Below are 20,600 nucleotides of genomic sequence, written 5' to 3' on the forward strand. Positions count from 1 at the left end.
AGGATTTTTTTTTTAGGCTGATCAGATTTCGGTGCTTAACAATTTCTTTATAATTTAGCGTCGGAATCTTAATGTGGGTTTATAAATAAATGAAACAAGTACTGATCATCAACGGTGACCCTGATAAAACTACTGCCACAAGCTATCTCATCAATGCTTATATTAAAGGTGCCCAGGGTGCTGGTGCCCATGTAAAGGAAGTAGCCATTATAGATCTGATCTTTAATTCGAATAAACAGTTCAATAACAGGGTGACGGAACTGGAGCCTGATTTAAAAAAGGCGTTGGATATGATCATGTGGGCGAATCATGTTGTTTTATTTTGTCCGGTATATTTATCCTCAATTCCTACACGGATTACTGGCTTTTTTGACAGGCTCTTTATGCCTGATCAGGTATTTTCTGCAAAACAGCACAATATCAGTAACAATTTTAGTGGTAAATCTGCCCGTATTGTATCTATCCTGGACGAAGAAACTTTTGAGTATTGGAAACAAGACAAAAAGATTACGTATCTGTCTATAAAAAGAAACGTATTTGAAAACTGCCGCTTCAATCCTGTGCATACCAATACCATCGGGCAGCTGTACTCTCTTGAGAATGAGTATAGTAAAAAGTGGCTGCGTAAATTAGAGGCCTTCGGAGAGAAAATAATCTAACCAGGGCGCTTTAAGAGCGATGTTAATAAAATTTCTAATTTATCTTCTTAGATATCAATGTCTTTGGCAAACTTTTTGTTTATGTCTTGATAGTTTATAAAATTATTCAACCCAAAAACAAAAAGTTATGGCTTTCAAAGCAAGATTAGACTTTTCGGGCAAGGAGTACGATGTACTTCATTGTTCCTATTCCCTAAACCGTGATGTAGATGCAAAAGGAAGACCTTCTTCCGGAGTTTATGGTGGTACGATTGATATTGAAATCGAATCAACAGAAGACACTTCAGTGATCGAGGCCATGGTAAACAACCAGTACAAACCTTTAACAGGTACTTTGCTGATCAAGAAATCAGAAGAGGATGCTAAAATGAAGGAAGTTCATTTTGAAGACGGATACATTGTTAAGTATTCGGAAGGGATCAATATCACCGGCGATAACCCGATGACGTTGAAGTTCCAGATTTCAGCCCGTAAATTGAAGCTTGGTAATGCTGAGCACACTAACGACTGGCCGAAAGCATAGTTTAACCCGCTTAAACTATCTTTTATTAAACAAATCTTTAAAATTTAAAAAAACTTTATCATGGCATTTAAAACCAGATTAAACCTTGGATCCAAGGAATTCGACGTGCTGCAGTGCAGCTTTTCATTAAACAGAGATGTAGACGCTAAAGGCCGTCCGTCTTCAGGTGTGTACGGTGGTACTATACATCTTGAGGTAGAATCTACTGAAGATACTTCAGTGATCGAATCAATGGTGAACAATCAGTACAAGCCACTTTCAGGCACAATTGTATTCAAAAAAGGAGAAGAAGATGCGAAGATGAAAGAATTGTCTTTCGAAGACGGTTATATCATCCAGTACAATGAAGGCATTGCAGTAAACGACAATACCCCAATGACTTTAAGCTTTGTAATTTCAGCCCGTAAACTGAAGGTTGGAAATGCAGAACATACCAACGACTGGCCAAAAGCTTAATCGTTATAGAACATCTACCTTGATGCCACCTGATAACTCATCAGGTGGCATTTTTTATTGTACATTATTTGTACATTATGTAGCGCATATCAACAGTTTTCAACTTTATCTTCTGCTGAACCTTCCCTGAATTGCTTTGCTAAACAGATTGAGCAATTGGCAGGGTTGTTGTTTAACCATATATAGTTAATAAAATATCTCACCCAAAAACTAAAGTTATGGCTTTCAAAGCAAGATTAGACTTTTCGGGCAAGGAGTACGATGTGCTTCATTGTTCTTATTCCCTAAACCGTGATGTAGATGCGAAAGGAAGACCTTCTTCCGGAGTATATGGTGGTACGATTGATATTGAAATCGAATCCACAGAAGATACTTCTATCATCGAAGCTATGGTAAACAACCAGTACAAACCTTTAGCCGGTACTTTGCTGATTAAAAAATCAGATGAAGATGCTAAAATGAAAGAAGTTCATTTTGAAGATGGCTACATTGTTAAGTATGCTGAAGGAATAAATATCAACGGCGATAACCCAATGACATTAAAATTCCAGATTTCTGCCCGTAAATTGAAACTTGGTAATGCCGAGCATACCAACGACTGGCCGAAAGCATAGTTTTTCGCGTATATAGTTTATGCGTTAGGCTTGAAAAACTAACAAACATTTTTAAAACATTAAAAGAAATATTATGGCTTTCAAAACCAGATTGAATCTTGGATCTAAAGAATTCGACGTGCTGCAGTGCAGCTTTTCATTAAACAGAGATGTAGACGCTAAAGGTCGTCCTTCTTCCGGTGTGTATGGTGGTACAATTCATATCGAAATTGAATCAACCGAAGATACTTCAGTAATTGAATCAATGGTCAATAATCAATATAAACCATTATCAGGAACCATCGTTTTCAAAAAAGGCGAAGAAGATGCAAAAATGAAGGAGCTGTCTTTTGAAGATGGTTATATCATTCAATACAATGAAGGATTGGCAGTGAACGACAATACACCAATGACATTAAGTTTTGTATTATCGGCCCGTAAATTAAAACTGGGTAATGCTGAACATACGAACGACTGGCCGAAGGCATAAGCAATCGTTTTTATTATACCTAAGGGGACTGAAATTTTTCAGTTCCCTTTTTTTGTTTCTGGTCAGCCCCTGCAATATTCACCAGTAGCATAAAATAGCCGAAAATTAAAACATGCGCCTCTCTAAGCTGTTGACTAGTGATACGGGGTTATTTAAAAACAATATATAAATATGAAACCATCGTGAGCTTACAGCTTATCAATAATAGCGAATAGGCTCACGATAGCTTCAAAACCTTTAAAAAACAATATATAACTATGAAACCATCGTGAGCTTACAGCTTATCAATAATAGCGAACAGGCTCACGATAGCTTCAAAACCTTTAAAAAACAATATATAAATATGAAAAAGCACAATATTTTCTTAATGATGGTTTTAGTATTTGGCATGCAGGCATGCCAGAATCAGGATCGTAAACGTGATGATGCCAGTACAACAGCTGCCGATTCAACTTTAGACACTACGCAGCGGGCACAGATGTCTACTGCAGATGTAGATATGGATGGCGATGCGAAGGCCTTTATCTTACCCGCGATTGCAGGAGGAATGCTGGAAATAGAAGCCGGAAACCTGATGGTTCAAAAATCAGCTAATGCGGAAGTGAAAGCTTTTGCTGCGATGATGGTAAAAGATCACACCAAAGCTAACCAGGATCTGGAAAAGATTGCTAAAGGCAAAGGTCTGGCTGTACCCACTACTTTGCCTGAAGAACAGTTTAAAAATTTGAACACACTTAGAGAGTTATCAGGCAGAGATCTGGATGTTCGTTATATGACGATGATGATTAGCGCGCACGATCAAACACAAACACTTTTTACTAAAGCCTCGATGAATGAAAATGGTGATTTGAAACAGTATGCATTAAATACCCTGCCGGTGATACAGACACATTATAAGCAGGCTGTTAAATTAGGACAGAAGCTGAATATCAGCAATGTGAATAACGGTGATAATTTATCCAATGTAGATCCGGATGAAAAGAGTTTGAAACACTAATCATTTTGTATATTGTAATCAATAATAACATTTAATGTAAAATTGATCACATGTCACAAGAACTGGAAGTTTGGCAAAGAGGTCCCTTACCTCACATCACACCTCTGTTACAACCTGTTGCACATGCATTATTGCAGGCAAGAGAAGAAGTAGAGTTGTATATGCACGGTTTTCCGGCTGATTTGTTATGGCTGCGTCCTGCAGGAATGGCATCAGCCGGATTTCATCTGCAGCACCTGAGCGGGGTACTGGATAGGGTATTTACTTATGCAAGGGCAGAGGGCTTAACTCCGGAACAATTCGCACAATTAGCAGAAGAGGGAAAAGATGCCACTCCCGGTTACAGCGTAAACGATCTGCTGGAACGTTTTTCACTCCAGGTTGATCATGCCTTAAAACAATTGAAATATACAGATCCCGATAGTCTGGCAGAATACCGCGGCGTAGGCAGGGCAGGTTTACCTTCCACCGTTGTCGGTCTTTTGGTGCATGGTGCTGAACATACCATGCGGCATGTAGGGCAATTGATGGTTACCGTTGCCATTCTCAAAAACGGAGGCATTTGAGCTTTATTTCATCTCTCTAAATAGAGACAAATTGTAGAAATATTGATACGAAATGGTGCCGGAACTCAGTTTGTAAATTACAATATTTGACTATTGCTTGAAGATATTTACAAAAATCGTTTTAGCAGTAAACCAAATATTTATCCTATGAAAAAACTTGCCAACCGCTACAGGGAGCATGAACGCTGCGAATTGCAGATTGAAGCTTTATATGTAAATAACAACCGTTATTTATGGTTATCTCTATCCCCTGATCATGATGAATATATATAATTAAATGTATCAGGCTTGATGCTTAATTCAATTTATATTTTTATCAACAGGTTCCTTTATTACGTATTTGCTTTTATCCCCAAACAGTAATTTATAGCTCAATTTTACGCTCAGATCCCCGGTAATCTTTAAATAACAAATAGAAGAACAATATCCAGGCAGGTACGATGACGCATCAGATTTCCCGGACATGCCAGCCTGTCCAATTTTTATTGCCAATTATAAACTAATTAATACATATGAATGGAAATTTTTACTCTCTAATAAACATTTAAAACTCAATTCTTAAGATTTCATCAGAATCATTTCTGTAGACATTTTGCTTGGTCAGCTATTACCTGAAACAGGAATATAAGACCATTATGGAATTGTTTTGCCTGTTTTTTCGGTGTAGAACTCTCCAGCTTATAACTGAAGAATATGCGTATTTTATTACTAACAGGTTTCTTTTTATCGGCACTAAGCGGCAAAAGCTTTGCGAACGAGAGGGTATTTGCAGCTGGTTCTGCCTCGAGGCTGACTGTATTTATTCAGCAGGATAGCATTAAAAAAGACACCCTAAAGGCCGTTGTTACTGCCCGGAATAAGAAAGATAAATTATTCAGAAGGCTGCGTCCCTCTTCTGTTGTGAAAAAACCAGAGGAACTGGCCTTATTTCCGGCAGCGACTTTACAACAGACTTTAAAAGGGCAGGCCCCGGGTTTATATGTACAGGAATCCAGCGGTGAGCCGGGAACAGTTCAGCCAATGTTTATCAGAGGATTGGCCACACCGATCCTCTCCAAAAGAGATTTGTACCAAAACCAGCCACTAGTAGTACTGGACGGTATTCTACTGATTACAGACGAACATCCGTTTGCTTTCGATCTGCAGCAGTATGATTATAACCGGATTGGTACGGCAACAAACCTGCTGGCGGGGATCGACATCAACAATATTGAACACATAGAAGTACTCAAAGACCTGGCAGGTACAGCTGCTTATGGTCCGAGAGGCGCCAATGGCGTAATTGTTTTAACTTCTAAACAGGCGGGAAAAAAAAGAAAGATAAGTTTTAATTCCTATTTAGGGATTGCGCAAAAGCCATCAATTACCACCATAAATGGCGAATATGAAAATAATTTCCGTAAGCAGTTTTACGACAGGTATACGCCTAACGGAAGTTATAGCGGGGATGACGTGTATCCGCTGTATTTAAGTGACTCACTGAATACAGCTTATTATGGCGCGTCTGACTGGACGGATAGTTATTACCGTAATGCAATGGTATATGGTATTCAGGCAGATATTTCTGGTGGATCTGACCGTGCCAGTTTCCGTTTTTCTGCAGGTAATGTAAAAAGTAACGGCGTTGCAGACGGTACGGGACTGGATAAATACAATGCTTTCTTCAATGTGAATATCAAGCCTTTAACGTGGTTGCATTTCTCTGCTATGGTGAATGGAACGCGGTTGAACCGTGTGCGTAACAAGAACATGCGCGACCGTTTTGCACAGATGGCCTATATTCCTGATCTGGGATCTCCGCTGGCACCAAATAATGAGTCATACCGGCTCTATCTGGACCAGTTTAAGAATGGTTTTGATGATAATTTCAATAACCTCGTACAAGGGAGTGGTCAGCTGACGCTGGATCTTGGAGAATTTAAAGCGACTACGAGATTCTCTATGGATTATAATGAGGGCTTCAGGGACTTGTTTTATCCGCGTACTTTGATGGAAGGAAACAGTTATGCTTCCAACTATTATGGTTTCAATCAGCGGATGATCCTGGATAATTTCCTCTCCTATCAGCATACATTTAAAGAAAAACATCTGATCAGTATAGAGGCTGGTCAATCCATCCAGAAAGATACTTATAAATACAATTACGCCTATGCTTATAAAGGTGTGAATGATTTTATTAAACTGAATCTACTCGAATCGGATCCAAATAACGCTAATTACCTGAATCCTATCGCATTTCCTAAACCGCTGGTTTATAAATTCCTGGACCGCACACGGCAAAATCTGGTTTCTTATTATGCAAAAGGAGGATATAATTTCAATGACAAATATACTGCATCGCTGATCATCCGCGCTGATGCCTCTTCCAATGCACAACCCACCAGCAGATGGCTGATAACGCCGGTTTTATCTGCCGCATGGAATATTAAAAATGATTTGCTGGCTGAAAATAAGTTGTTTTCCGAACTGAGCCTGAGAGTAAGTGCAGGCAGATCAGGTAAGCTGAACTCTTTTGACAATTATGCACAGGGACCTCAATATACTGCCGATGCCGGTTTTACGGGCAACCTGACAGCACCGGGATACAATGCCTTTGCAGTACTTACGCGTCCCTATACTTTTGGCTGGGTAGGTTATGGAATACCATGGGCCTATACGGATCAGCTGAACGCGGGCGTAGACTTCAGCTTTTTGAAAAGCCGGATCAGAGGAAGTATAGACTGGTACACCAAAAATGATAAGAACCAGTTATTGGGTATTCCTGCGTACGCAGAATATGGCTATAGTCAGGCATATGAGCCCGGAATGAACGTAAACAACAGGGGAGTGGATTTCCTGGTGAGTGCGGACATTATTCAGGGTAACAAAAAGGCATTTAGCTGGACCAGTGCACTGAATTTTAACCTGAACAAAAACAAGCTGGTGGCCTTGCCGGGGCAGCGTGCCGAGATCATGATCGGCAACCGCCTGCTGAAAGTAGGAGAGCCAGTTGATCAGTACTGGTTACTTACAAATGATGGTATTTATACAGCTGATAAAGATGTGCCGGTAATGGATGGTAAAACAATGACCTATAATGGTATCACTCTGCATGGTGGCGATCCCAGATGGAAGGACCTGAATAATGATAACCGGATTGACAATAAAGATAAGACCTTAATGGGCCATAGCCTGCCTGAAGTTGCAGGGAGTTTCCAGAATAAGTTTACTTATAAAAAATGGGACCTGGGTGTAGAGATGTACTTCAACTTAGGTCGCCAGATCATTAACCAGGACATGGCAAACCGGTTCAATTTCATTAACAGGGAAGGAACGATCGCAATGACTTCTGTGAAAGAGATCACTTATTGGGAGAAGAGAGGGGATTACAGTAAGTACCCGCTTTACAATCCCTGGAGTACAGTGATTCCTTATCGCTCGGATCAGGATCTTTTCCTGGAAAATGCCTCATTCGTTAAGTTGAGAACCATATCAGTGGGCTACGACCTCAGTGACTTCATGAAAAAGAAAGGAATGGAAAAGCTGTACATCTATGGAACAGTAAATAACCTGCTGACAGTTACTCCTTACACTGGTCGTGATCCTGAACTGGCGGATTATATGGGTTCGGATAATGGTTACGGTATGCCCATTCCAAAAATATATACCATCGGTGTCCGCATGGGCCTTTAGTGATTTAGAAGATTAAGCTATGAAGATAATGACAGGAAATAGAATTGCATACATTTTAATGCTCATGACCTTATTAACCACCGGATGTAAAAAAATCCTTGATATTGACTCGACCAGAACAGTGGGAGAGAAAAATATGTGGAATAAGCTGGAGGATACGCGCGCGGCACTGGTCGGGACATATGCTTTGACCAGGGCGGCGCTGGTAGACAACAACGCCCACTGGATTTATGGCGATGTACGTTCAGGAGAATTTGCCAGTCCGACCCGCCAGGACCTGAAAGCTGTGATTAACAATGACCTGAGTGCTTCCTATCCGGTGATGGATGCGCTGTCTAACTGGAGACGCTGGTATGCTGTTGTCAATGCGGCCAATATTTTTCTGGAGCGTGCAGGGGAGGTCAGAGTGGCAGATCCAAGATATACAGAAAATAACATGACTGTAGATATGGCTCAAATGCGTTTTCTCCGTGCCTTTGCTTATTTCTATATGGCCCGGATCTGGGGAGATGTGCCTTTGATCATCACCTCACATGATGGCACATTTGAAAATAAACCTAAAGACAGCAAAGACAGGGTACTGGCCTGGGCAGAGCAGGAAATGCTGAAAGCTGCGGCAGACCTGCCTTATAAATACAGCGCTAATGATATCCAGCAGCCGGGTAACTATTATAATGAGGATGAAAACCGTTGGAATGGCGTGCTGGTACGTAAACTCACTGCATATGCTGTTCTGGCTCACGTTGCGGCATGGCAGGGAAACTATCCTGATGTAGCGAGTTACACCAAGTTTGTAATGGATAATTACAATAAAGGAGCAAACAGCTATATCAGCACCGAGACCCTATGTGCACCGAATGGCTTTTTCTATGAGAAAAAATACAACCATCTTTTTGGTTTCAACTTCGACTATGGTCACCAGGATGGCACCTTTACCGGACACCTGGAAGAACTGACCCTGGCAGAACCTGTAGTGAGCAAAAGTTTGCCAGATATCTACATGACTAAAGATTCTATCTTATCCATCTTTAATGAAGATAAAGATGAACGTTTCTATTTAGATACACTCGGCCGACCCGGACCAGAAAGGTACTTTGCCAATTTCAACGGCAAGTATCCCATATTCAGCAAGGTGAAAGTAATTATGGCCGCAACAACTGATCCCAGCTTCCGTATGTTTTCAAGTGCCGTTGTGTTCACGCGTCTGGAAGACATTACCCTGCTCCGTGCTGAGGCACTGGCCGTGCTGGGAGAACGGGAAGGGGCAATCGTCAGCCTCAATACGATCCGGGAACTCCGGAAACTTAAGGCCTATGATGAGCTGGTGAATGGCGACCTGATTAATGCCATTTTTCATGAACGTCAACGCGAATTAATGGGAGAAGGTCACCGCTGGTATGACCTGATCCGCTATAATCGCCTGAGGCCAAATAACCAGAAGTTCAAAGAGCTGATCAGCAGAAACGGTATTTACTGGCCAATTTCTCCAACCATACTGAGTCAGAATCCGCTCCTTCAACAAAATCCTTACTGGAACTAAAAGACATTAGTTATGAAAAATTTCAAGCTGTATTTTATATTATCCGTCCTTTTTATTTTCAGTTTATCCTGCACAAAGGATGGGGGCTACCATGACCCGCAGCAGGAGGACAAAGAATTTAAAGGAACCACTTATGAGTATCTGAAAAGCAAACCCGGAATTTATGATTCCCTGCTGGTGGCAATTGACAGGATAGGCGCAAGAAAGTTATTGACTGACAGCAGTGTAACGCTCTTTGCAGTGACAAATTCGGGCTTTCAGATTGCGCTGACCAACCTGAATAATTTATACGCTTTATCAGAGAAACCGGCACAGTCGCTCGCCACCGTAAAATATGCACAGCTGGATACAATGATCAGCCAGTATGTGATCAAAGGCAAATATACGGCAGACAGCCTTCGTCAGCAGGATGGACTATTGCTGGGCACTGCCCGCTATGGCTATCCTATGCATGCCAGGATTTTAAAGGCTGCCTCTTCAGGATATATCAAAGGAGGTCCGGAATATATCACCCTTAGCGATACAAGGAGAAGCCAGTTTAACCGCGACTGGGTTTCTTCTAATACAGGATCAATCAATATCAGAACGAGTAACGGGGTAGTGCATGTGATGGCGTCGGACCATGTATTTGGCTTCGATAATTTCATCACCCGTTTAACCTTTAATCCTCCTCCGCCAAACTTATTCAGTACGATAGGTGGCAGGCAGACGGTATCCAGGGAAAGTGGAGGCGGTGCTAATGGGGTAGAAGGATCTAATAATGTGATTGATGGTGATTCCAAAACGAAATTCCTGGTCGGCTGGAACCCGCCTAATGTGGAGCTGACTTTCGAACTCGCATCTCCTGCAATAGCTGGTGCCTATACGATCACCTCTGCCAATGATGAGTCGCCACGGGATCCGTCCGACTGGAATCTGCAGGGATCGGTGGACGGAGAAATCTGGGTATATCTTGATAGTAAGTCCAACCAGGTATTTGAAGAGCGTCAGCAGCAAAAAGTTTTCAGGTTTACTAACCGCACTGCCTATAAATTTTATAAGCTTCAGTTTACCCGAAACAATGGAAGTGATGTGATGCAGTTTGCCGACTGGACAGTCAATTTAGCCAAATAGAAATAGTTTAAAAAAAGAATATGAATCCTAACGCGATATTTAAAAGGAAAGTGAAGCTCCCTGTTCAATGCATGATTCTTGCTTTGCTGGTCTTTCCTGCCTGTAAAAAACTGTATAATCTGCCGGATGCCAGGGAGTACCTGAGCAAGAATATCAATTACGATAATAAAATCATTGAGCCGGTACTTGGACGATATAATATCCATGGCGGGTTTAAGGCTGATAATTCCAGCTTTCCCCTCACTTTCGAAATTCTCAATGCGAGATATGGTGATGGGAGACCGGTTACTGACCTTTTTCAGAAAAAGCAGACCTATGTATGGACTGGTAAGTATGATGGGCTGGAAAAAAGCCTGGAGGAGATAGAAGCCAAAAGAAAACTGGAAGAGCATCCGCTTTTTGAAGTGCGTTCTTCCGGCGAATTTGTCTTGTGGGCCAGTTCAAGTAATGACCTGATTCAACCCCGGCCTGAAGACAGTACTAACCTTGCGCAGGATACCAGATTCTTTGATTTAAAAGTCTCCAATTCCGGGGGAACCATAGTGCTGAAAGATTTTCAGCTCCGCCCCTGGAGGGAAAGAAGTTATTCGCCGGACAATGATATTAATCCCTATACGGGCAAAGTAAGGAGAGATCCGCTGGCTCCTGCTGATCCTACCAAAAGAGACTATATCCGTCCGCGACTGGAGAATGTGATTGGAGAAAGGACGCTGAAAAACCTGATCAGTAACGATAATCTTAAAGATGTCGTGGTGTATATCCGTCGCTTTGAAGGGGGAAACGGACATAGCCTGCGCTTTAAGTTTTTAAATACCGATAGCGTAGCAATGAATCCGGCAGTTTTTAACGAAACAAAATGGGATCAGTTAGTTCACGGTTTTAACCGCAAAACGACCAGTGAATACGTACAATACGATGTGGCCTATCCTATTCCGCTGACGAGTATACAAACTCAGTTTACCAATGGTGGTAATGCAAGGGCAGAATTCAGATACTCACGCAGAGGATTTGGAGGGACACTGACTACCGGCATGATCGGTCTTGATTTCAAAATCTTTTCAGCAGGGGACTGGGAGATTGTATTCCATTTTAAAAACGACAATCCAAAGTTTGAAGATGAATAACCGCTACAAAAATATATCGATAAGGCAGCTCATGATCATGATCTTCATGTTATGTATCATGCAGGTTATCACCGCCACTGCGCAGCAAAAAATCCGTATCAATGGTAAGGTCACTGATCAGACAGGGCAGGGAATTCCGGGCGCAACGATCTTTTCCGGTTCACCGTTAAAGAGTTTAACGGCAACGAACAGCAGCGGAGACTTTGCTGTACTCGCTGAACCCGGCACCGAACTTATTATCCGCTCTATCGGTTTCCTGGAACAGCGTTTCGTGGTGAAGGCCGGTCAGACTACTATTGCTGTCCGTCTGAAAGACAATACCAAGGAAATGGATGAAGTGGTGGTACGTGGTTATGTTGCACGTTCCAAACAACTCAGTACCGGATCTTCGACTACAATTAGTGGCGATAAAGTGCAGGACGTACCTGTTTCCAACATAGAGCAGCTGCTTCAGGGTAAGGTGCCGGGATTAAACATTCAGGTAAACACCGGCGCGCCGGGATTCAGGGGTACAACCACGATCAGGGGAATCTCTTCACTGGCCGTAACAGGGGGCGGGAGTGAATCATTTCTGCAACCTACCTCACCTTTATATGTGATTGATGGTGTGCCACTGGATGCAGATCAGGCATCTCAGTTCGGCCTGCAGCAACAGGGGCCGGGTGTGAGTCCGGTTTCTATGATACCGCAGGAAGACATTGCCAGTATTGAAATTCTGAAGGATGCCCAGGCGACTTCCATGTACGGCTCACGCGCCGCTTATGGGGTGATTATTATCACCACTAAAAGAGGAAACTCCGTCATCCCCAGAATCCGTTATACACTGAATAGCTTTATGCAGCGTCCGCCAAAATTAAGGGAAACCCTGGGTGGTAATTTAGAGCGAAAACTTAAAATCCGTCAGGCTATAGAAAATGCGGTGAATCAGGGCGATATTGATCTGATTAACGCCACGCCCTTTCTGGCCGATAGCTTAAATGCTTATTACAATAATTCTACGAACTGGCAGGATGTGTTTTATGCTACAACTTTCAATCAGACACATAACCTTTCCATAGATGGTGGTGATCAGAAATTCAGTTACAAAACCAACCTGAATTACTATTCAGAAAACGGGGTCATCAAAAACACCGGCTTTGATCGCTACAGCATGAATATGCGGATGGATTACAAACCTAATGATAAATTCACTTTTGTAGGATCTGTCTTTGGTGGTGTGGGTAAAACGAATAAGGGCGAAGGTATGGGACTGCTGCAATCCGGCGTGGCCAATAATGGTATGGCTTCTTCTCTGCTCCCCGGGCCATCCTTTTTCCAGTCCACCGCCGGTGTAGTTGCCGCCCTGCAAACCAGGAATGATAACAATGCCCGTAACCTGAGAACGAATATTGAAGCCAGTTATGTGATTATTCCCGGGTTAATGGCTTCTACTAATGTGAGTTATAATTTTGATTCCAATACCGAAGATACCTTCACACCTGCCGCAGCTAACGGGCAGTTTGCCAAAGTATATGCTTTTAATGGTCGTTCAGACCGTTTGTATAACAGAAGTGCGGTGAATTATTCGAAAACTTTCGGTGAAAACCACAACCTTTTTATCAATGCTTTTAATGAAATATACGTGGAAAGCAGGCAGAACTCTATCACCAGGCAAGAGCGAACGCCAAATGACCAGTTTCAGGGACCGGTGGGCTATGACGGTTATTTCTCGCGCGGGGGTGGGGTGCTGACTGATTACCGCAACTTCCGGTCGGCCTCCTTTGCCGGCTCGGCCTCATACGATTACATGAAAAAATATGTAGTAGATCTTTCTTACCGTCTGGATGGAACATCCGGAAGCGGAATTGAGAATCCCTACTCAAAAAATCCGGCCATAGGTCTGCGCTGGAACTTTCAGAAAGAGGGATTTATGTCTAAACTGAGCTGGCTGGATATGGGCGCCCTGCGCTTAAGCTGGGGAATGAACATCAGCCCGAATTCATCCCTGGTAGATATTTATGGCCGGTATAATATCAATGGCAGTTATAACGGTCTGCAGGGTATTGGCATAGATTATAACCTGATTCCCAACCCGAATTTGAAACCAACGACAACAATGCAGTACAATTTCGGCTTTGATGCGGTATTGTTTAAAAATACCGTTGAAATTGCCTACGATACTTACTATAAAAGTGTAGAGAATATGATTATAGACAGGGGTTTGTCTAACATATCCGGCTTTAACGTTTTGAAAAGTAATGATGCCAGTATCGTCAATTATGGTCATGAGCTATCTCTGACCGTCCGGCCGATACAACAGGGGCCACTTACCTTGTCCTTTTCCGTAAATGGTGCAATCAATAATGATGTACTGACTAAACTGCCAGATGAATACAACGGTCAGCTGATCCGCTTTGATCCCCGCCAGGATTATTTACAGCATATTATCTATCGCGTAGGAACAAATACCCTCTCCAATTACCTGAAAATCAATCAGGGGGTATATTCGACGAATGGAAATGTGCCGGTAGATCCGGTAACCGGATTGCCTTATCAGACCGGCGGAAGATTCTTTGAAGGCGGTGATCCTATTTTCCGGGACATGAACGGTGATTACATTTTGGATGAAAGGGACTATATGATTTCCGGTAATTCGCAGCCTGTTTTTACAGGAGGTTTGTCTACCAATATAGGCTATAAACAATTCAGATTGGATATTTATGCCTCTTTTACCGCGAAGCGGACGATTTTGAACAACGCCCTGGCAGACAGGTTACTGTTACTGAAAGACCCCTTTGGAGACCGTGCCGTGGTGCCTGTGGGTAACCTGGATATGTGGACCAAACCGGGCGATATTGCCGTCTATCCCTATGCGTACGATTACAGGCGTTTCGAGGCGATCCAGCCATTCAGGTTAGATCAGTCCTTATGGGAAGAAAGTGGTTCTTATTTGAAAATTAATACCGTAACCCTATCCTACATGTTCAATAAAAAGGCTGCCAGAAGGGTAGGACTGCAGAGCATCAGAATTTATCTCTCTGCAGAAAACCTGAACACTTTCACCGCCTATACAGGTCCGAATCCTGAAAACGTGACCAATATGGGACGTGATGCTTCAGGCGGATATCCTGTTCCCCGGAAATACAATATTGGCTTAAACGTAGAATTTTAAACAGAGAATTTATGCAACCGAAAAATAAAATCAGTCTTTTTCTACTTGCCTTCAGTCTTTTATGCTGCATGGGCTGTAAAAAGTTTTTAAACGTATTGCCTAAAGATCAGCTGACAGGTAATAACTATTTCAAATCAAAAGACGATGTGGAATCAAACATCACCAGTTTATACAGCAGGTTTTTTGAGAAAATTAACCAGACCCAGGTCATGGGGGCTATTGGCGAATACCGTTCCGGTGAAGTAATGGCTACGCCGACACATTTCGGCTACAACGATGGAAAAATGATAGATGCACTGGGCAGAAATGACCTGAATCTGGCTATCACTGGTCCCGGGGTAAACCGCTTTCATCTCAGGGATATTACCAACTGGACTACCTATTACCAGGTGATTCAGGGAGCAAATATACTGATCAGCAAACTCGAAGAAGGTGTGCCTGGTGTATCCGGCACAGAAAAAGAGGCTTATATAGGTGAGGCGACTTTCATCCGTTGTTTTACTTACTTCTGGATGGTGAGAATCTATGGCAACGTTGCTTATTATACGAATCCTTATCAGGCAGATCCGCTACCGCGCGAGGATATGGTTGCCGTATTAAACAAGTGTATTGCAGATATGAAGAGCAGGATGAACAGTATGCCCTGGACCAACAGTGATCCTTCAAAAAGGGGAGCAAGAGCCAGTAAGGGCGCTGCCGTAGCGCTAATTATGCATATGAATATGTGGAATGCTGGTTTTGATGCGGCAAAGCGCGATGCCTATTATGAGGAAACCGCTGCCCTGGGAGGAGAACTGGTAAGCAGTAACAGTTATACCCTGCTGAGGCTGAGTGACTGGGAACAGGTAGTCAAAGGACGTTCTGCAGAAAGTATCTTCGAATTTTACAGGAGTATAAACTATGGTGATCAGGTAAATATTGATGCCCCAATTTCTGCACTGTTCCTGCGCTGGCCATATAAAAATCCAAGGTTTGATAATCAGGTAAGTCTGTTCTATTATACTTCGGAATACATGTACAAGATTTTTCCTGATGGTGTGGAAGACGGGCGTAAAAATCCGCTGGAAAATGATGGCTGGTTTGGTGATCAGTACGGAGGCGGTGTTTACTCCGGCGCTGAAAAGTTTGTGATGACCAAGTTTGCGCACAACATTCCTGCATCAGAAAATACAAATGTGAATCCGGATAATACCTTCATGATCTTTCGTTATGCCGATATCCTTCTGTTGCGTGCTGAAGCACTGGCTGCTTTAAACATGAATGGGGAAGCAATCAATATGCTGGCGAAAGTAAGGACGCGTGCAAATGCCTCGCCCTATAGCGGGAGTACCGGGCAGGAACTGAAAGATTTCATTTTTCTGGAACGCTCAAGGGAGCTGATCGGAGAAGGGCAGCATTATTTTGACCTTGTCCGTACCGGCAGAATCATGAGCGCTCAATGGGCGAGACATCCACTGAACCGTGATCAGTTTAACCGGGGCGCATGGACCTGGCCGATAGATCATGCGGCTACGAATAACAATCCTTTTATGACGCTGAATGAATACTGGGAAAGCTCCGGTATATAAACAGCTGGTATAGATTTTTAAAAAAGACAAAATGAAACAGTTAAATAATCCAATTCTCTGCCGCTTATTTCAGCTTTTGCTGATCGTATGCTGCTTCACAGCTTGTAAACGTGATGAGTATTACCAGGATGGCGGACTTGCACAGGGTAAGTTCGGAGGAACAATAGTGGAATACCTCAGTTCCAAACCAAAGGAGTTTGATACCCTTGTCCAGATCATTAAGCTGGCCGGACTGGAACCGACTTTAAACAATGAAGAGGTTACCTTTTTTGCTCCCGGAGATGTCAATATCAAAGCCCTGATTGGTCGCCTTGACCAGGGGGGCGTAAACAGAAGACTGTATGAAGAACGCAGGGATACGATTAAAGTGCTGGCAGATGTTGATTCCCTGATCTGGAGGAAGTACCTGATGCGCTATATCTACCGGGGAAAAAATAGGCTGATGGATTATCCCCAGATAGATATCAATCAACAGGCCATCTTTCCCGGACAGATCTACTATTCCCTCAGCAACGAGGTGGCTAATATTGGCGTGGTATACAATGATGCCGGCGGGGTGAAGTATATGGGATACAGGCAACTTAATATCTCCTATATACCTGATATTTCCAGGCCAGCAGATAACTGGCGGACAGTGAAAATTTCTTCCTCAGACATAGAGCCCAGAAATGGAGTGGTGCACATCCTGCAGGTAGGTGGGAACGACTTTGGTTTTAATCAGGGCGAAGTAGAAAATGACATATTAGACAGCAAGCGTTAAGCAGGACCTTTATATGAGAGCAATAATTACAATAACCATCATCGCATATGTAATGCTGATGGCCGGATGTTCCAAGACTGAAGAAGAATTCAGTGAACCTTATGGTCAGGGTAAAAGTCCGCTGGGAATAGTGATCAATACCGCCCAGATGCCGGTTCCGGAGTCGGGTTTACCAGGCACTGAAGTCACTATTAAAGCGACCGGCCTCCTCCCTTATAAAGACAAGCTGATCCTGAGGATCAACGGTGAGCAGGCTGTCATTAAAGAGGTTACAGAAAGCACGATTAAAGCTGTGGTTTCTGATAATGCCAGTTCAGGCGTGATTTCGATTTCAGTAGATGATAAAGTAGTGTTCGGTCCTATTTTTAAGGTAGAGGGATACCTGTCTATAGATCCAACCTTCCGTGCAACAGCAGGTGCAAATGGTGGGATTTATCAACGACTGGTTGCGGATGATGGTAAAATTTTCTTTGTGGGTAGTTTTAACAACTATGATAACAGAGGTGTTTTACGCCCGATCAACCGGATTGTCAGGACCTTTCAGGACGGTAGTTATGATGCCAGTCTGCGCTCCGGAAGAGCTGCGAATGGATTACTGACCAGTATTGCGGCATTGCAGGGAAAATATGTTGTTGCAGGGGGCTTTAACGGGTACGATCAGCGGACAGAAAATATCAGCAATATTACCCTGTTGAACAGTAATGGCAGTATTGATACCATTGGTATAAAAACCTTCAGAAGACCTTCACAGCGGGATACCATTAAGTATTTTCCAAAATTTAACGGGGGAACTGACCGGACTATAGACCAGCTGTATGAAACGAACGGCAAATTGCTGGTTGCGGGCTCCTTCCGGTATTATGTCTCCAGGAGGTATGATCAGCCCAACAGGTATGAAACCCGGGATACGGTGATTCTGGATAGTATTGAGATGAGACAGCTCGCGCGCCTGAATGCAGATGGTTCCCTTGACAAAACCTACCGCTTTAATAGTACCACCAATTCCGGTTTGCCGGGAGGAAACGGAGAGATCCGGTCTTATATGCACAAGGAAGGATCACTCGCAGGCAAACTGCTGGTTTATGGTTCGTTTACCAGGTTCGACAATACCACGGCGGGTAATATCATCAGGCTGAATGCGGATGGAACAATAGACAATACATTCAACGCCGGCGGGGCAGGAACGGATTTCAAAATTAACCGGGCCACCTATAGTGCGGCGAATCAGAAATATATCATTACGGGCAGCTTCCGCACTTATAATGGGAAAAGCAGCGAATATATTGCCATGCTGAATGAAGACGGCAGTTTAGACCCATCCTTCGTACCTAAAAAAGTGGAAGGTGGTACATTAGCTGATGCCAAACAATTGAACGGCGGACTGATTGTGGTTAACGGTGGTTTTAAAACCTATGGTGGCATAACCCGTAATGGCTTTATGATCCTGGATAAAACAGGTGAGCTGGCGGTAGGTTACAATGCTACCGGTATATTCAGTGGATGGATTGCAGATGCAATAGATACCACAACAGAAGACGGTAAGCCCGCAATATTGCTGATCGGCGGCTTCGACCGCTTTGATAATCAGCCTGCAAATAATATTCTGCGACTCGTCATCACTAAGCCAGCCCCATAACAGATCCCATGTCTATAATCAATAAATTATGAGCACAATCGTAAAAAAATATAAATCAGGCCTGCTGTTCCTGTTTTTCGGAACACTGGCTTTGCTTTCTGCCTGTAACAAGGGATTTGAAAAAATGATACCCGAAAATGGTGCGACAGACAGCGCAAATGTTGCATTTGGTAATCCAAAGGTACTGTATATCATTGTCGATGGCGCCAGGGGGCAGTCGGTGCGCGATGCAAAGACACCTAACATTACCGCCCTGCTGCCAAAATCTATCTACACCTGGGTATCACTCAGTGACGAAACTGTCACAGCACCTGGTACTGCATGGACAGACATGCTTACGGGGGTGAGGAAGGCAAAACACAATGTGGATGGAAATAATTTCTCCGCCAACAAATTTTCTGCCTTCCCTTTGTTATACAGCAGGGTTAAGGAGACTTATCCCAATAGTTCTATTAAGGTTTTTACCAGTTCTGCGGTATTCAAAGATAACCTCACTGCTGGTGCAGATGTCAGCGAACTGCTCGCTAATGATGCTGCGGTAAAGGATAAAGTTGTGGCCAGTCTGTCGGAAGCATCCGCTACAATGATCACCGGACACTTCACGTCTATCGATGCCGCTGGTGCACAAAGTGGATACGATCTTGCTGTGCCCGCATACCGGGCGGCAATAGTCACATTTGATAATTACCTGGGAGAAATGGTGCAGGCATTGAACAAAAGACCCGATTATACCAAAGAAAACTGGATGATTGTCGTAGCTTCCAGTCGCGGTGGCCATTATACCATCCCTGCAGAAAATAACGATAATACCGTCTTCAGTAATCCGGATATCAATACCTTCACTATACTGTATTCCAGCAAATATAAAACCCGCTTTATAGGTAAACCCTATCTCGGAAATAAATATCAGGGAGATTTTGTACGGTTCAACGAGCAGAAAAAGGCGCAGGTGACTGCAGGAGATAATACTTTTTATAACCTTGGAACAGGTGAGTTCACCATAGAACTGAAGGTGAAAAAGAATGTGGGGCCGAATAACAATTACAAATTTTACTATCCCTCTATCTTGGGAAAGCGCCAGGAATGGTCGTCCGGATGGCCGGGAAATGGCTGGGTTATCTTTCTGGAAGACAATTTCTGGATGTTTAATGCGAAAGGCCCGGGAGGGGGAGAGCAGGTAAGGGGAACAACCTTATCGGATGCTACCTGGAACAGTCTTGCCGTAGTCGGTGTGATCAGGGATAACAGGCGGTTTGTGCGGACTTTCACCAATGGTAATTTCAACAATGAGCGGGACATTACCGACTGGGGGAATCTGGACAATAATGCGCTGCTGACGCTGGGTTATCTTGCAGGTAACGGGCACCGGGAACCGGATGCTTACCTCAGTGATGTCAGGATTTGGAAAGCCGCATTGCCCGATACGGTGATCAACCGTTTTGCCTGTGATACATACGTCGATCCGGGTCACCCTTACTATAATTTTCTGGCTGGTTACTGGCCTGTAGTGGGTAACAGCGGAAATACCATTCTGGATGAAGGTCCTTACGGAAGTCACATGACTTTCTCTGGTGGCGACCCATCCTGGGATAGGCTTTCAGAATACCTCTGTGCACCCTCTACAGATAACCTGGGTACACTGGTTCCACGGAACGTAGATATTCCAGCGCAGATTTTCAGCTGGTTAAAGGTGCCCCGGCAGGAAAGCTGGCAGCTCGACGGAAGAGTCTGGCTGGATCAGTAAAGTCTGAA

The 20,600-nt window shown here is 43.3% G+C and carries 17 protein-coding genes; all 17 read left to right on the forward strand.

Annotated elements, in window-relative coordinates; translation table 11 throughout:
• Positions 1-89: 89 nt before the first annotated feature.
• Positions 90-659, forward strand: coding sequence for an NAD(P)H-dependent oxidoreductase (locus tag OQX62_RS13320; RefSeq protein WP_265832027.1), 570 nt, complete (start codon positions 90-92; stop codon positions 657-659).
• Between the two features lie 127 nt (positions 660-786).
• Positions 787-1,182 (forward strand): type VI secretion system tube protein TssD, encoded by a 396-nt coding sequence (gene tssD / locus OQX62_RS13325; RefSeq protein WP_265832028.1) that lies wholly within the window; start codon positions 787-789, stop codon positions 1,180-1,182.
• Positions 1,183-1,242: 60 nt separating this feature from the next.
• Positions 1,243-1,638 carry a type VI secretion system tube protein TssD gene (tssD, locus tag OQX62_RS13330; RefSeq protein WP_265832029.1) on the forward strand — a complete coding sequence of 132 codons (396 nt, stop codon included), beginning with the start codon at positions 1,243-1,245 and terminating at the stop codon, positions 1,636-1,638.
• 218 nt (positions 1,639-1,856) lie between these two features.
• A complete protein-coding gene (tssD, locus tag OQX62_RS13335; protein ID WP_265832030.1) occupies positions 1,857-2,252 on the forward strand; it encodes a type VI secretion system tube protein TssD in 396 nt (131 codons plus the stop codon).
• 73 nt (positions 2,253-2,325) lie between these two features.
• Positions 2,326-2,721 carry a type VI secretion system tube protein TssD gene (gene tssD / locus OQX62_RS13340; protein WP_265832031.1) on the forward strand — a complete coding sequence of 132 codons (396 nt, stop codon included), beginning with the start codon at positions 2,326-2,328 and terminating at the stop codon, positions 2,719-2,721.
• A 343-nt stretch (positions 2,722-3,064) separates the two neighbouring features.
• A complete protein-coding gene (locus OQX62_RS13345) occupies positions 3,065-3,718 on the forward strand; it encodes a DUF4142 domain-containing protein (RefSeq protein ID WP_265832032.1) in 654 nt (217 codons plus the stop codon).
• Positions 3,719-3,768: 50 nt separating this feature from the next.
• Positions 3,769-4,284: a DinB family protein gene (locus OQX62_RS13350; RefSeq protein WP_265832033.1), complete on the forward strand. Its 516-nt coding sequence runs from the start codon at positions 3,769-3,771 to the stop codon at positions 4,282-4,284.
• 147 nt (positions 4,285-4,431) lie between these two features.
• Complete coding sequence (locus OQX62_RS13355; protein ID WP_265832034.1) at positions 4,432-4,557, forward strand: hypothetical protein; 126 nt, start codon at positions 4,432-4,434, stop codon at positions 4,555-4,557.
• Between the two features lie 420 nt (positions 4,558-4,977).
• Positions 4,978-7,956, forward strand: a complete 2,979-nt coding sequence (locus OQX62_RS13360; protein WP_265832035.1) for a SusC/RagA family TonB-linked outer membrane protein — start codon at positions 4,978-4,980, stop codon at positions 7,954-7,956.
• Between the two features lie 19 nt (positions 7,957-7,975).
• A complete protein-coding gene (locus OQX62_RS13365; RefSeq protein WP_265832036.1) occupies positions 7,976-9,496 on the forward strand; it encodes a RagB/SusD family nutrient uptake outer membrane protein in 1,521 nt (506 codons plus the stop codon).
• A 12-nt stretch (positions 9,497-9,508) separates the two neighbouring features.
• Positions 9,509-10,609 carry a discoidin domain-containing protein gene (locus OQX62_RS13370; RefSeq protein WP_265832037.1) on the forward strand — a complete coding sequence of 367 codons (1,101 nt, stop codon included), beginning with the start codon at positions 9,509-9,511 and terminating at the stop codon, positions 10,607-10,609.
• Positions 10,610-10,629: 20 nt separating this feature from the next.
• Entirely contained in the window at positions 10,630-11,733 is a 1,104-nt protein-coding gene (locus OQX62_RS13375; protein WP_265832038.1) for a DUF5007 domain-containing protein, read from the forward strand.
• Positions 11,726-14,884, forward strand: coding sequence for a SusC/RagA family TonB-linked outer membrane protein (locus OQX62_RS13380; protein WP_265832039.1), 3,159 nt, complete (start codon positions 11,726-11,728; stop codon positions 14,882-14,884). Before OQX62_RS13375 ends, OQX62_RS13380 begins: the two co-directional genes overlap by 8 nt.
• An 11-nt stretch (positions 14,885-14,895) precedes the next feature.
• Positions 14,896-16,452: a RagB/SusD family nutrient uptake outer membrane protein gene (locus OQX62_RS13385; protein WP_265832040.1), complete on the forward strand. Its 1,557-nt coding sequence runs from the start codon at positions 14,896-14,898 to the stop codon at positions 16,450-16,452.
• A gap of 31 nt (positions 16,453-16,483) precedes the next feature.
• Positions 16,484-17,212, forward strand: coding sequence for a hypothetical protein (locus tag OQX62_RS13390; RefSeq protein WP_265832041.1), 729 nt, complete (start codon positions 16,484-16,486; stop codon positions 17,210-17,212).
• Between the two features lie 13 nt (positions 17,213-17,225).
• On the forward strand, positions 17,226-18,848 hold the full coding sequence (locus OQX62_RS13395) for a DUF5008 domain-containing protein (protein WP_265832042.1): 1,623 nt from the start codon (positions 17,226-17,228) through the stop codon (positions 18,846-18,848).
• A 28-nt stretch (positions 18,849-18,876) separates the two neighbouring features.
• Positions 18,877-20,592: a DUF4983 domain-containing protein gene (locus OQX62_RS13400; protein WP_265832043.1), complete on the forward strand. Its 1,716-nt coding sequence runs from the start codon at positions 18,877-18,879 to the stop codon at positions 20,590-20,592.
• Positions 20,593-20,600: the final 8 nt, after the last annotated feature.

The sequence above is a fragment of the Pedobacter sp. MR2016-24 genome (genome assembly GCF_026239655.1).
Taxonomy (GTDB): Bacteria; Bacteroidota; Bacteroidia; order Sphingobacteriales; family Sphingobacteriaceae; genus Pedobacter.